Origin of the sequence: Thalassospira sp. MBR-102 (assembly GCF_040549275.1) — a bacterium.
GTDB classification, from domain to species: domain Bacteria; phylum Pseudomonadota; class Alphaproteobacteria; order Rhodospirillales; family Thalassospiraceae; genus Thalassospira; species Thalassospira xiamenensis.
Genome location: NZ_JBEPTC010000003.1, coordinates 93112 through 107245 on the forward strand (window position 1 = coordinate 93112; position 14134 = coordinate 107245).

The window sequence follows — 14134 nt, forward strand, 5'->3', positions numbered from 1 at the left end:
GAGCCGCACCGATGCATCCCTTTTTCATTTTCGTGAAATGCGATCTGGGCAAAGCCTATGACGTTGCCACAGCACTGGTCGAGGAAATCGAAGGGGTCTCGGAAGTCTATTCGATCTCCGGCCCGTTCGAACTGCTGGTCAAGGTCTATATCGAGGACGGGCAGGATATCGGGCGCTATGTGAACGAAAAAATCCATCTGCTGCCCCATATCAAGGACACCCAGACAATCATTACCTTCAACGCTTTCACCTGATTTTCTGCAAAGATAAAAGATATACTAACAAAAAACGCGGTGAGATTTTCGCCGCGTTTTTTGTCGGTACCGCATCTGATGCTAGTTGCGCACCACATCGCGGATCACATCAAGGATGATATCGGTCCCCTTTTCAATCAGGACCACATCATTGCCGACAATCTGGCGAATGGCATCCGAACGATATGGCAGACGCGACTGCAAATCCGCCGGAAGATCGCGCTTGGCAATCCCCGGGGGTAAGGTGCCGCCGCGCTCAAGCTTCATGGCAATGCCTGGTGGCAATCCGTCTTGGCCGTTGCCGTTGCCGTTGTCCTTGCTCTTGCCACCTTTGCCTCGATTTTCGTCATCGCCAATATTGCGGTCAACCGCATCAAGCACGTCATAAATGATACGCCGTTCTTCTTGGCTAAAACCACCCGATTGCGCGATTTCGTAAACTGGCGCAGCAGCCGGTTTGCTCGCTGCCGCCGTTGCCGTCAGAACCATCACTGCCAGCAAGGTCGAACCCGCAAGTAACAATGGTTTGGCGATGGACTTGAACGGATCGAAATACATCATCGCAACCTCGTCGGATTATTAAAGCTGATCCATCATAGATGATGTTCGAGAACGCCATTAGCGAGCCCGCCTGATACGATAACGTTTGAAATGATTGTTTTATTCCCGGCTCAAAAGAAAAAAGCACCCGTTTTGGGGTGCTTTGATCAATGGCGGACAAGGAGGGATTCGAACCCTCGATGGGGCTTTTGACCCCATACTCCCTTAGCAGGGGAGCGCCTTCAGCCACTCGGCCACTTGCCCTTATCTCTTTGCTGTTCCGTGCGGAACGACGCCTTTCTTAAACATCGCATCATCCCATGTCAATGCCGGAAACAGGCGATCTGGTCGTTTTCTTTTATCAAATCGGGCGAATGAAACCACCAGCTTTTTGAAGGGCTTTGCCATTGCCTTTTGCGGTTGAGGATCAAAAGAGTCTTCAAACCATCATATTGCTGTCATCGCAGCGAAAAACTTGGCTGTCATAAGGGCACTGTAAGCTTCTTTTTCCGGTTTGAACCCGTCAGAGACAGAAAGCAGGTTAAAGCATCATGCGCACCATCTATCAGAGCACGGATGACAACGGTCATACCCTTCGCGCCCTGAAACTCAGCAAGGAAGGCCACACAAGCCCGGTCTATCTCGGTCTTGTCATTCATGATGGCGAAGTGCTGTTTCGCACCCGTGAAAACTCATCTCGTGAATTTGTCCTGCAAAAGATCAAGGAATTCGTCGCGGCCCACAGCCCGACAATGAATGCACAACCGGCCTGAGGGCCGGTTTTTTATTGCCCGGATACAGCGGCGCGGTCATTCCCGCCCGTGACACCACGCGATACGAGATCGCGCCGGGGCGACACTCCCCGTTCGCCCTGCAACTCGAACCGCCGGTCGTTTGACCGGCGGTTTCTTTATGTACGTCATACGCCTTGCGTCACCGGTTTGCGGCCCCCAGCCCACATCAGGAAAATGGCAACCAGAAGCACCGGCAAAACACCGAAATTGATGATGTTCCACCCCGCCCCGGCAATCAGCGCACCTGCCACCAGCGATGCCACGGTTCCGGTAATGCTGTTGCCAAGCTCCATCAGGCTTTGCGCATGGCCGCGTTCCGATGCGTCATGCCCCTCGCCCAAAAGAGTCGTCCCCGCCAGAAGCATCAGGTTCCAACCGATCCCAAGCAAAAACGAACTGATGAGAAACGCCGAAAAACTGATCCCCGACACGGCAAAGACCACACTGAACACCAGCGCCAGCGCGCCGACCACCGCCATCAAACGCGCGCCAAACCGGTCAATCATCGGGCCGGCGACAAAGGCCGGTAAAAACATGCCGATAATGTGCCAGCGAATAATATTCGCCGCCGTATCAACATCAAACCCGCAAAACTTCATGGCAAGCGGTGTTGCCGTCATCACAAGGATCATGATGCCATGCCCCGCCGCACTGATGGCAATCGCCCCGCGCAACCTTGGACGGCGCAACAGTTCCAGCATGACCGCACCACCGGTGCGCGTTTTTGCAGGAACCCCGCCATCACGCAACATCAACATGATCAGGGCTGCGATGGTCGCCAACCCGGCCAATGCCAGATACGATCCGGCAAATGGAATCGCGACCATGTTACGCGTATAGCTGGCAATTTCCGGCGCGATCAGCGCCGCCAGAACACCGCCACCAACCACAAGTGCCGCCGCACGACCTTTCTGATCATCTCGGACCGCCTCAAGGGCGGTATAACGGTAATACATTGCCGATGCCTGATATCCGCCAATCAAAAACGTGCCCAGACACACCAGCAAAAATTCCGCCTGATACACACCACCCGCCACGACAGCACCGCCAACCACGCCGCTCGCCGCTCCCAGAAACAATCCCGTGCGCCTGCCATAATGCTGCATGATCATCGACAGCGGATGCACACAAACCAGATTGCCCACAACCAGCAAGGCCAATGGCAGGGTCGCCAGTTCCGCCATCGGTGCCAGATCAATCCCGATCAGTGATGTCAGGGTTATCCCGATCAGCGAACAGGACCAGTACAATGCCTGGGCAATAAATAGCAGACGCACTGATCCATTGGTCAGTAACAGCATGTTGCCAACTCCAATAAAAACAGATGATTACGAAAATATCTTCGCCGTTCACCTAAACCGGAACGGCCACCGGCCTTCGTCCGAAACGATCAGCGTATTCCTGCGGACTGACAGATAAATGGCGTTGAAAGGCCCGGCGCAGGGTTTCCGGATGGCCAAAACCGCAAAGCCGCGCCACACGCGTCACCGTCATGCCATCATCATGCAAAAGGGCACGCGCGGCTTCGATCCGGACCCGTTCAACATAACGTGCCGGTGTCATGCCCAGATCACGGGTGAATACCCGTGAAAATGTCCGTGCTGACATCCCCGCACGATTTGCCAGAACTTCCAGCGACAGATCACCATCCAGATTGCCCGGTATCCATTCCAGCAATCCGGCAAGCTGTGCCGTGGTTCCGATGGCGGGTGTCAGATAGGCAGAAAACTGTGCCTGCCCGCCCGGCCGTTTTAAGAACATCACCAGACGTCGTGCTACGGCAAGAGCAATTACCCGCCCGTGATCCGCCTCCACCAGTGCTAGCGCCAGATCAATACCCGCCGTCACCCCGGCTGAGGTAAAGATATGTGGATCACCATCCAGGCCCTGCGCATCATAACTGTACAAACGATCTTCGGTTACATCGACCTTGGGGAAACATTTGCGCATCTCATCACATCGCGACCAATGCGTGGTTGCCAGACGCCCGTCCAACAATCCTGCCTCGGCAAGGATCAACGCTCCGGAACAGACCGAACCAAGCCTTGGCACGCACATTTCGACCTGTACCAGCCAATCCAGTATATCCCGCCGCTCGCGCACCCGATTGACACCATCGCCCCCGGCAATCAGCACCGTATCGGTCGCTTGCAGCTCCAACTCCCGCCAATCCAGATCGGCATACAGCCTGAAACCGCCCGATGTCGGCACTGGCCCTGCCGCATCGGCAATCACCAGCACCTCATAGCCGCGTTCACGCCCCTGCCGCTCCAGTTCGGCATTGGCGGATGCAAAAACCTGTAAGGGCCCGACAACATCAAGACTCATGACATCGTCAAAGGCAAAACAGGCAATCATTCTGATGCTTGTGGTGTTGGTAATGCGCTCTGGCATGGCGATCCCCTTTATTCAGGAATGCAGCATGCCTCACGAAACGAATGGCAACAATGACAAACACCCCACGAATCTTGCCACAGCATATGCTGCAACAATCTTCGCGGGGTGTGTCTCTTCGCAGTTTTTACTGCGTCTCCCCACCAAACACGGGTTCAGCCCCCCCTAAAAACCGCTTCGCTGCAGCAGGGCATAGAAGTCACGAATCGTGCCTTCCTTGGCCGTCATGTCCTTGATGTCATCAACCAGCTTGTCGGTGAAATTGGGCTGCTTCAAATATCCGACGACCCTTTTTCGCGCCATCGATGCCGATTTGCCTTCGATCAGAACGCCACTCGAACAGAATTGCACCAGCATATAGGCGCGTTTGCGCAGATGAAGCGACGGATTGTCGATCCGCTCGATCACCTTTTCACGCACCAGATAATCGGCCAGTCCCTCGTCCAGCTTGTCACCAATGCGTTGTTTCTGCTCGTCGGAAAGGTTCGATGCCTGAAGCGCATCATTCATCACCGTGACCGTCGCCATCTTGTCGCGCGGTTTGGCTTCACTGTCGCAGAAAGCGCGCAATGCCCGCATATCCTTGACCGTATCCATCAGCATGTCGAAAACTTCTTCGCCAAAATCCTCGACAATCCCCGAATTAACAACCGCCAGAAGCCAGGCCATCTTGCGGCAATTCGGCCCCATGCGGCCGTTGATTTCTGCAACACCGTCAATCAATGCCCGTGGGCCGCCAACATTTCGCAGACGTGCGCCACGCTCGGCAATGGCCGTTACCATCGGTGCGCCGTAAACGACCCCCTTCTCACTAATCAGACGATCCAGAATACCGACCAGCGGATCATGATCCCCTTCATGACGGGTCAGGCTGTTTGCACTGCGCAACTCGCGAACGATATAGTCAAACAGCGCATCCTGCGATGTCGAAAGCAATCCCGACCCGAACAGCGGGTTAAGCAGTTCAAGAATATCATCCGCCGCCCCGCGATTGCCGTGTGCACGCCCCATCGCCAGATCAATATGCAGGATAACCGCGTCGCCAAAGCTTCGCGAACTGCCAAGCAGTTCTTTCAGCGCCACCGGCGATCCAAGGATATCGGCAATAACATCGTCAAGCAGCTTACGCGCTGCCTCGTCTTTCTCGTCCCCCTTGACCTTCAGCGCCAGATCAAGCTTACCCACCCAGTTGCGGCTTGATGATAGAACGCGCGTAAGCGCAACCATCGTCAGGAAGTCGGTGTCTTCCGCAAGGTTCAGACGGCGAATTTCATCACGGACTTCGGAAATGGTCGCATCTTCAAACGCCGGCAGGTCGACCTTTTCAACCTCGCGCGCACGGGCTGCCAACTGTTCAATTGCGCCATGCAGCTTGTTCATGGCCTCAATATGGTCGCCGTCGGTCGCCTTGGCATGAATGCCGGCCACCTTGTCGACTGCGGTCGGCATCAATGTATCATGGAACATCAATTTGCGCAGGTTCTGGTAATTATACATCACCTCGCAAGGTGTCAGGATTTCCTGTTCGAAATATTTGCGTAGCAGACGATTGATCGTCGCGCGGCTTTCCGACTGCAACAGGTCGTTATCGGAATCACAAAGCGGCGCATCTTCAATGGCTGAGACACGAACATCCTTGTCGTCGTCTTCACCAGCACCCTGTTTTTCCAGAAGGACCTTTTCAATATGACGACCGTCGGCGCGTTCCCAATCACGAACAACCCGAACCGCAGAGATCTTGGTCTTTAAAAGCTTCTCAGCTTCGTTAACCGCCTCTTTCTCGACATCAAAGGTCGAATGAATGATCCAGCGTTCCCCACGCTGGACTCGTACTTCAAACGTCGTATCCGACATAACGCGCACTGGCTCCCTAACTTCCTGTTTGGGGCGGCATTTGCATGCCATTTCTCAGTCAGGCGCGTGTCCCGTTTTTTTTATATTTATACTTCTTTATAAGGCAATTCTGATGCTGAAAACAATAGGGCGAATTCGAACTTCTCAAATGAGCCCAAAAATCCCCGTATTGCGCGACAGAAAACGCAATCCACAACACATGCGACGCCATCAACACAACCATAGATGCATATACATTGATTTAAGGACCCTATCCAAGTTCTGCTTTGACGAGAACTCAGCGATACGACCGGGCAATAGAATCACTAAGCCGTCCCAAAAGGACACTCATGGCTGCAACCGTTGCCTCGGTTGTTGTATCCTTGGGAACCACGGAATCGGTAAACCGTTCGGATACGGCGGTTTCACCCGAATTGAAATTGACAATTTTCCAGCGCGCTGCGATCTGCACCGAACCGTCCGGCTGACGTTCGAACTGTCCCAGATCGACCACGATCTGCCAGACAACCCCGTCGCGCGAGTTCCACGGGAATGTCTCGATCCGCTGCGGGCTCAACCGATGGTCAAGGTTTTCGATCAACACCCGCTGAATGTTTTCATCCAGCGGCTCGGCCCAGCGATCAAACTGGTTGATCACCAGCCGGTTGTCACTTCTGCGCGTCACAATCTGGCTGCGATCAAGATGGCTTGGGATGGTAATCGGTCCCACCCCCATCACCGCCGTTCGGGTGGCCCCCGATGGGGCTGCAACATCGTCGGGGGATAACAGATAATAACGTTCCTGAACCGGTGTGCTGCACGCGGACAGGAAGCCAAGCGATGCCAAGAACACCCCCGCGATCAGTCGCTTGCGAATTGTCGCCGTTGTTTTCAGTTTGATTTGCATTTCCCGCATCATTCTTCCTCCCGGCGGCCCGGTTTGCCCAGGATCAGAGCATTCGGATTTTGTTCAAGGAAATCGGCCAGATCCCGCAACGACCTGGCTGCCGCCGAGAGCTCTTTCAGAGTTTCCTCAAAATTATAGCGGATCGGCGAATTCGGCGATGTCACGTCACGTACACCGCCAAGTGCAACCTGCGCGGATTCCAGCGCCTTCTGAGTGGCTGGCAACACGCTGGTATCAAGGTTCGTCACAAGCTGGTTCACCCCGGCAGCTGCCTGTTTCAGGCTATCCATGCTCTCAATGATCGCAGGCGATGTAACAATGTTCTCCATCCCCTCGACAGTCCCCAACAGTCGAATGCCGATTTCCTCAATCGGGAATGTTTCAACCTTTTCAAGCAACGAGGACAGGGAATTGCTGATCTCATCGATCTTTTGCGGCAATGTCGGCAATTCTGGAATTTTCCCCTGCGCATCGCCCAGATAGCGGGGCGGTGTCACCGGATACATGCCCAGATCAACAAACAGCTGGCCGGTTATAAAGCTCCCGGTTTTCAGACGTGCCCGCAAACCACGTTCGACCAGAACATCCATGATCTTCGCATAATCGACATCGGCGGTGTCCTGATTGCCGACCATTTGCACCCGTTCGGGCTCCAGCGTCACTTCAACAGGCACCCGGAACGATTGATTGGGAACGACATATTCCAGATTGACGCTGTTGACCGTGCCGACGCGAATGCCATTGAATTCAACCGGCGCGCCGGGCGAAAGCCCGCGTACAGAGGAATCAAAATACAGCATGTATTTCTGCGTGATGCCATACGCCAGAATTTCCGCCTGTTTACGGCTGTCATTTAACCGGAACACCGTATCGGGTTTCGCTGTTTCCGAATTCAGGCTTTCGTCAGGCGTATAGAAATTGATGCCACCGGCCAAAACTGATCGAACAGATTGGGCACGCACCGATACGCCTTCCGCATTCAGATCAAGACTGATGCCGCTGGAATTCCAGAAACGCGTATCGCGCTTGACCAATCCATCAAACGGCTTGCGGACATAGATCGGGATCGACACCTTTTCGGCCGCGGAATCCAGATTGGTATCAAGGACCTCGCCAACCTCTACCCCGCGCAGAAGAACCGGCGTTCCCGACGCGACTGAACCAAGTTCCTCCGCCATCAGGATAAACCGTGTTCCGTCCGATCCATCAGGCACATATTCCGGTTCTTCCGATCCGGTAAACTCGCGGGCCTCTTGGCCAGACCTGTCTGGAACCGCTTCGATATAAGCCCCTGAAACGATGGTCTGAAGGCCGGAAATCCCCTGTGCGGAAACGCGCGGGCGTACCACCCAGAATTTGGTTTTATCGGTCAGATAGGGTTCAAAATCCGAATTCATCCGCATCGTCAGAACCACATGCCCGAAATCCTCGCTCAGATTGATTTCGGTAACCTGTCCGACATCAACATCACGATACCGCACGGCGGTTTTGCCCGCGGTCAGTCCCTCGGCCGTTTCGAACGTCACGGTAACTTCTGGTCCTTTGGCTGCCGCATCGCGCCACAAAAGCCAACCGCCGATGATCAACGCGACAATCGGCACGATCCAGATGACCGGCAGGTTCTGAAATGCCTTTTTCACATCGGGCCTGCCTGGCTGCCCCTGACCGGCATTCCGGCTGGTGTCGTCCGTCATGATGACATCCCCTGTTCCTTTTGCATTCCCGCCCGATCCCAGATCAGCCGCGGATCAAATGCCATTGCCGACAGCATGGTCAGAATGACCACGGCACAGAAGGCCACAGCACCAAAGCCCGGTGCAACGGTTGCTATGTTACCCAATTTCACAAGTGCTGCCAGTATCGACACCATAAACACGTCGATCATCGACCAGCGCCCGATCAGTTCGGTCACGCGATAGATCAATGTCCGTTCGCGAAGCGGCCCGGCAAGCCCCAGACCCGTTGCGGCATAAACCCAGCCCAGCAGCACAATCTTCATGATCGGCACTACGATACTGGCTGTGAAGACAACAATGGCAATCGGCCATTGCCCGGATTGCAGCAGCACCACCACCCCGGAAAGGATCGTATCGGATTCCGCCCGCCCCAGATAGGTGATCGTCATGATCGGAAAAATGTTGGCCGGGATATACAAAACGACCGCCGTCACCAGCAGTGCCCAGGCCCGCGACAGGCTGCCCGACTTGCGATGATGCAGATGCGTCCCGCAACGCGGGCATTTGCCCCCGGTTTCCCGTGCGGCACTGTCCGTTACGACAAACGCACAGGTCTCGCAGGTCATCCAGCCCGTTGCATTTTCCTGCGCGGTACCGGCACGCAATTCTTCCAGATCCTCTAACATCGCATAACGCAAATTTTCCGGCGCCAGTCGCCGCCAGATCGTCCTTGGATCCAGCGTCGTGCTCATCAGCAATGTCGTCGGGATCAGAAAACAAACTGCATAAAAGGCTGGCCCCGCAATGACATCGGCAAAATCCGTCAGCTTCGTCAGCGCGACCAGAAGTCCGATCAGAAACACATCAAGCATCGACCAGGGCCGAATAACAGCCAAAACACGCCAGACTGCGCGCAAGCCCGGCACCACGAACCCGAAATAAAGCGGCGCCAGCACATAGATATAAGCCCCGATCAGCATCAGCGGGGCAGCAATCGACGTCAACGCGACCATAAAGGCCAGAAACGGGAACCCCTCCTGCCAGAAGGTCACAACCCCGCTCAGCAACGTATTGCTTTCGGTGCGTCCTTCCATGGCAAAGGTCAAGATCGGAAATGAATTGGCAATCAGAAACAGGACAAGTGCCGTAATGGCAAAGGCCAGAGGCCGTTCAACCGTACCCTTCTGCGCCTGATACAAGGGCGACCCACACCGGATGCAACGTGCCACAAAGCCCGGTGGAATGTCGTCTTCGACATGCAGGTAATCGCAATGTTCACAGGCAACAAGGCGATGCGACATTCAATCTTCCTGTTTCCATAAGGTATTAGCGCACAATCTGGAAGTCATATGAGTAAGTGGCAGAATTCATCCCCTGTCAAATCCGATTGGCAAAGCCGATGGGTCGGCATGCCATATCGCCAAACCCGAAAACAAACGCGATCCCAACCGTTTAGTTCCCGATTTTGGGTAAATAATGGCGCGCTTCGCCCAGAACAATCTCATTCACCTGCGACAGCAACCCGCTCTGCATGTTCCAGTGATGCCAATAAAGCGGCCGCTCAATCACATGCGGGCCTGGCTGTACCAACCGTCCACTCTGCAAACCTTCTGCCGCCTGATGTTCCTCGACCACGGCATAGGCAATACCCTGCTCAGCCACGGTGACGAAGCCTTGTGAACTTGGCACAGTATGGGCCGGAAACTCGCCCGGCACCAATCCGAAATACCGGTTTAAAAACTGGTTTTGCAATTCGTCATGGCGTGAAAAATTCACCGCCGGGCAGGATCGCAACGCATCCGCTGTTACACCATCGCCAAAATACCGGTCGCGGAATTCCGGCGACACCACCATGATATAACGCATCGCGCCCAGTGGCCGCACCCGGCATCCCTGTATCGGATCAGACCGTAAGCTGACCGCGCCCAGCACGGTGCCGGCCTGAAGTGCCTCGTGATTAAGTGCCTCGTCCTCGACCGTCAGATGCACCAGCAGGTCAAGCTCATCAAACAGCTTCTTGGGCACATTGACAAACCATGTCGCCAGACTGTCGGCATTCACCGCAATCGCGATCTGGCCAAACCGGTTGGCCGAATGCAGCTTTGGTAATTCCTCATATAATTCCTGCTCAAGCAAACTGACCCGCTGATAATGCTGCAAAAGCCGCTTTCCGGCATCGGTCGCGGCAATCGGTTTGGACCGGATGATCAAAGGCTGTCCCAGCCGGTCTTCCAGCAACTTGACCCGCTGCGATATCGCCGACTGCGTCAGACCAAGATCACGCGCCGCCTTTTCGAAACTGCCATGACGAATCACTTCGGCACTGGCCCGCAACAGTTTGTAATCGATCATTTTATTATCCCCGCCTCATCCACCAGCCACGCATCCCCTTCATCGATGTATCGCCTACCACCAAAGATGTATCGCCCCCATCAGGGTATATCACCTGTCGTCACGACGATGCTTCCATGCTGCTTAAACAAGCTTGCGAGCCAAACGATACCAGGGCAGGCCATACGCTGCCTCGCGCACTCCTGCCATAAAATTTACTAATACTATATCATGATAATTCGATTTTCTTATTTCTTAAAACTGCTATCCCTGCCCCATCAACAGCGATTTTGCAGGATGAAAAATGCTTCTGACCTTTGCGACCGGATTTGGCCTTGGCGGCGGACTGATCATTGCGATTGGCGCGCAGAATGCCTTTGTTCTCGGGCAAGGATTGCGTCGCAACCATCCGGTGATGGTGGCATTTGTCTGCGCGCTATGTGATGCCATCCTGATCGCCGCCGGTGTTGCCGGGCTGGGAACGCTGGTTGCCACCTACCCGATCTTAACCAAAATCGCTGCATGGGGCGGTGCGGCCTTCCTGATCTGGTACGGGTTTGCAGCGCTCAGGCGTCTGTTTGAAACCGAAACCCTGTCAGAAAGCGATGTCAAACAAGCCGGATGGAAGGCTGTGCTGACAACGACGCTTGCCGTAACCCTTCTGAACCCGCATGTTTATCTTGATACCGTTATCATGCTGGGCGGGATTGGTGGACAGTTCCCCGCCGACGAACGGCTAACCTTTGCGCTTGGGGCGATGAGTGCGAGCTTTGTGTGGTTCTTTGCCATCGCCCTTGGGGCGGCGTGGCTTGCCCCCTATGTGGCGCGGCCGATCACGTGGAAAATCATTGATGGGGTCACCTGTGCGGTGATGTGGCTGGTGGCTTACACGCTGATCGCACCGGAAATCACGTCCCTGACTTATTCCTGAGTAAAAATGAATAATCGATGTGATTAAACATTTTTTGTGAAAAATAGGGATTCGGGCGGCTTATTTGCCCATCGCTTCCTTGAAATGCTGCCGGCAGACCGAGACATAGCGATCATTGCCACCGATTTCGACCTGGGCCCCCTCGCGCACCGTATTGCCGTTTTCATCAACGCGCAGAACCATCCCGGCCTTGCGTCCGCAATGACAGATTGTCTTAAGTTCGCTTAGCTTGTCCGCCCAGGCCAGAAGCCATTTCGAACCTTCAAAAAGCTGCCCCTGAAAATCGGTACGGATGCCATAGCACAGCACCGGCACGCCAAGCTTGTCGGCGACATCGGAAAGCTGCCAGACCTGATCCTTGGTCAGAAACTGCGCCTCGTCCACCAACACGCAATCAATACGGCCTTCATCCAGCTTTTCCTCGATCAGGGCGCACAGGTCGGTATTGCCGTCAAACAGAACCGCCGGGGCTTCAAGGCCAATGCGCGATGCGATCTTGCCGACACCAAACCGATCATCAAACGCCACGGTCAGCAGAAGCGTCTGCATGCCGCGTTCCTGATAGTTGAAGCTGGATTGCAAAAGCGTCGTCGATTTGCCCGCATTCATCGACGAATAATAAAAGAACAGCTTGGCCATGGTTTCCCCCGAAAATCGTTATTGGGGAATAGCCTATCAATCGGGATTGATCAATATGACAACGGCAGCCAAAAACGGTTATCCGCCATTGCGGCCAATATCGATGTCACGCAATTCGCGGCGCATGAAATCAAGCAGCGACTGGATTTTGGCACTGCGCGTCACTCCGGCGGGAAACACGGCAAAAACTTCAAGATCGGGCAATTTGCAGTTCGGCAGAACATGCACGACATCGCCGCGCTCAATTTCATCGGCAATATCGCAAAACGGCACAACCGCAAGCCCGTGCCCGCCGCGCAGGAATTGAAGACGGGCGGTTGCATTATCAACCCGGACACTACCCGATACCCGAATGGATTTTTCCTGATCATCGCAGATCAGGCGCAGGGTTTCAGGAACCCGGCTATACATCACCCAGTCATGATCGGCGAGCTGTTCGGGGGTTTCGGGCAAGCCCACCCGTGCAACATACCCCGACGACGCCGCAATGATCCGGTGGGTCTGATAGAGCTTGAAGCTTTTAAGCTCCGAGCTTTTGAGCGGCCCGGACCGGATGCCGATATCAATCCCCCGCCCGATCAGATCGACAACCTCGTCAGACAGATGAACATCAATCGCCACCCCGGGATAGGTTTGACGAAACCGGTCAAGGATCGGCACGATGCGAAGCGTGCCCAGATGCACCGATGAAGTGATCGATATTTTGCCGACCGGCTCGTCACGCAGGATTTCGACCCGCTTGCGGGCGGCCTCGGCCTCCAGCGCAATCGTCCGGCAACTGTCGTAATAACGCGTCCCGGCATCGGTCAGACTGAAATTGCGCGTACTGCGCCGAAGCAGCGGCACGCCAAGCTTGGCTTCAAGCTGCCTGATCTGATGAGACACCGCAGCACGGCTCAGCCCCATCTTGCGCGCCGCGGCAGAAAACCCGCCATCCTCGACCACACGGGCGAAAATCATCATCGCCCGAACTTCATCCAGTGCCGACATTTCATGCGCTCATTTAATTTGACAATCTGTCCGATTCTTCGATCTGGCGCAAATTAGATCAGCATCCTATGCTTGGTGCAAATCCTATTCACATAGCAAGGACCAAAACAATGCGTATTCTGATGATTGTGACGTCGCATGACAAAATGGGAGATACCGGCCATAAAACCGGTATCTGGCTGGAAGAACTTGCCGCCCCCTATTTCCGGTTCCGCGATGCCGGTGCCGATATCACGCTGGCTTCCCCCAAGGGCGGTCAGCCACCACTTGATCCCAACAGTCAGGTTCCCGATGCCCTGACCGAGGCAACCAAACGGTTTGAAGGTGACGAGGAAGCGCAAAAAGCATTCGCCAATACCGTGACGCTTGATGGCCTGAAAGCCGATGATTACGACGCGCTGTTTTATCCCGGCGGTCACGGGCCGCTTTGGGATCTGGCAACAGATGTCAAATCCATCGCACTGATCGAGGCATTCGTCGCACAGGACAAACCGGTGGCCGCTGTCTGCCACGGCCCGGCAGCATTCGTGAATGCCAAAACCAAAGACGGCAAGCCGCTGGTGGCGGGCAAAAAAGTCACCGGCTTCACCAATGACGAGGAAAAGGCCGTCGGCCTTGAAAAGGTCGTGCCGCTTCTGATCGAGGACGAATTCACCAAACAGGGCGGTCTTTATGAACGCGCTGACATTTGGGCGTCCCATGCGGTTGTCGATGGCAAACTGGTAACTGGCCAGAACCCTGCATCCAGCGATGCGGCCGCCGACGCGGTCGTCAAACTACTCGGTAAATAATCGCTTGACCTTCCAGCAACTGGAAGCCCCATAGTCGGATTATCGAATCCAACC

14 protein-coding genes and 1 tRNA gene are annotated in these 14134 nt (G+C 54.8%); 4 read left to right on the plus strand and 11 right to left on the minus strand.

All coding sequences use genetic code 11. The features are described 5' to 3' along the window. Nucleotides 1-11 precede the first annotated feature (11 nt). Entirely contained in the window at nucleotides 12-254 is a 243-nt protein-coding gene (locus tag ABIE64_RS06995; RefSeq protein WP_007089884.1) for an Lrp/AsnC ligand binding domain-containing protein, read from the plus strand. An 81-nt stretch (nucleotides 255-335) separates the two neighbouring features. On the opposite strand, the gene ABIE64_RS07000 is transcribed toward ABIE64_RS06995, so the two are convergent. Both ABIE64_RS07000 and ABIE64_RS07005 read right to left on the minus strand, forming a co-directional pair. Next, nucleotides 336-815, minus strand: coding sequence for a hypothetical protein (locus ABIE64_RS07000; RefSeq protein WP_247643563.1), 480 nt, complete (start codon nucleotides 813-815; stop codon nucleotides 336-338). Between the two features lie 150 nt (nucleotides 816-965). Continuing rightward, nucleotides 966-1058: transfer RNA gene (locus ABIE64_RS07005), tRNA-Ser, on the minus strand. A 287-nt stretch (nucleotides 1059-1345) separates the two neighbouring features. On the opposite strand from ABIE64_RS07005, the gene ABIE64_RS07010 reads away from it, so the two are divergent. Next, complete coding sequence (locus ABIE64_RS07010; protein ID WP_071240155.1) at nucleotides 1346-1567, plus strand: hypothetical protein; 222 nt, start codon at nucleotides 1346-1348, stop codon at nucleotides 1565-1567. Nucleotides 1568-1713: 146 nt separating this feature from the next. Here ABIE64_RS07010 and ABIE64_RS07015 read toward each other — a convergent pair whose 3' ends face one another. The 7 genes from ABIE64_RS07015 to ABIE64_RS07045 form a co-directional block, all read right to left on the minus strand. Then, complete coding sequence (locus ABIE64_RS07015; protein WP_071240156.1) at nucleotides 1714-2889, minus strand: MFS transporter; 1176 nt, start codon at nucleotides 2887-2889, stop codon at nucleotides 1714-1716. 52 nt (nucleotides 2890-2941) lie between these two features. Beyond that, nucleotides 2942-3982 (minus strand): GlxA family transcriptional regulator, encoded by a 1041-nt coding sequence (locus tag ABIE64_RS07020; protein WP_083379349.1) that lies wholly within the window; start codon nucleotides 3980-3982, stop codon nucleotides 2942-2944. Nucleotides 3983-4147: 165 nt separating this feature from the next. Further along, complete coding sequence (locus ABIE64_RS07025) at nucleotides 4148-5836, minus strand: hypothetical protein (RefSeq protein WP_063092965.1); 1689 nt, start codon at nucleotides 5834-5836, stop codon at nucleotides 4148-4150. 277 nt (nucleotides 5837-6113) lie between these two features. Then, nucleotides 6114-6722, minus strand: a complete 609-nt coding sequence (locus tag ABIE64_RS07030) for a PqiC family protein (protein WP_278371614.1) — start codon at nucleotides 6720-6722, stop codon at nucleotides 6114-6116. An 8-nt stretch (nucleotides 6723-6730) separates the two neighbouring features. After that, entirely contained in the window at nucleotides 6731-8416 is a 1686-nt protein-coding gene (locus ABIE64_RS07035) for a PqiB family protein (RefSeq protein ID WP_037987548.1), read from the minus strand. Further along, nucleotides 8413-9699, minus strand: a complete 1287-nt coding sequence (locus ABIE64_RS07040; protein ID WP_354376972.1) for a paraquat-inducible protein A — start codon at nucleotides 9697-9699, stop codon at nucleotides 8413-8415. The genes ABIE64_RS07035 and ABIE64_RS07040 overlap by 4 nt, the downstream gene beginning before the upstream one ends. Nucleotides 9700-9850: 151 nt before the next feature. Next, nucleotides 9851-10750: a LysR family transcriptional regulator ArgP gene (locus ABIE64_RS07045; protein ID WP_354376973.1), complete on the minus strand. Its 900-nt coding sequence runs from the start codon at nucleotides 10748-10750 to the stop codon at nucleotides 9851-9853. Nucleotides 10751-11033: 283 nt separating this feature from the next. Between ABIE64_RS07045 and ABIE64_RS07050 the strand changes: the two genes are divergently transcribed. Next, complete coding sequence (locus tag ABIE64_RS07050; RefSeq protein WP_354376974.1) at nucleotides 11034-11660, plus strand: LysE/ArgO family amino acid transporter; 627 nt, start codon at nucleotides 11034-11036, stop codon at nucleotides 11658-11660. A gap of 60 nt (nucleotides 11661-11720) precedes the next feature. On the opposite strand, the gene ABIE64_RS07055 is transcribed toward ABIE64_RS07050, so the two are convergent. Both ABIE64_RS07055 and ABIE64_RS07060 read right to left on the minus strand, forming a co-directional pair. Continuing rightward, nucleotides 11721-12299, minus strand: a complete 579-nt coding sequence (locus ABIE64_RS07055) for a thymidine kinase (RefSeq protein ID WP_341363966.1) — start codon at nucleotides 12297-12299, stop codon at nucleotides 11721-11723. Between the two features lie 78 nt (nucleotides 12300-12377). Continuing rightward, a complete protein-coding gene (locus tag ABIE64_RS07060; protein WP_354376975.1) occupies nucleotides 12378-13289 on the minus strand; it encodes a LysR family transcriptional regulator in 912 nt (303 codons plus the stop codon). A gap of 110 nt (nucleotides 13290-13399) precedes the next feature. Between ABIE64_RS07060 and ABIE64_RS07065 the strand changes: the two genes are divergently transcribed. Beyond that, nucleotides 13400-14080: a type 1 glutamine amidotransferase domain-containing protein gene (locus ABIE64_RS07065; RefSeq protein ID WP_354376976.1), complete on the plus strand. Its 681-nt coding sequence runs from the start codon at nucleotides 13400-13402 to the stop codon at nucleotides 14078-14080. Nucleotides 14081-14134: the final 54 nt, after the last annotated feature.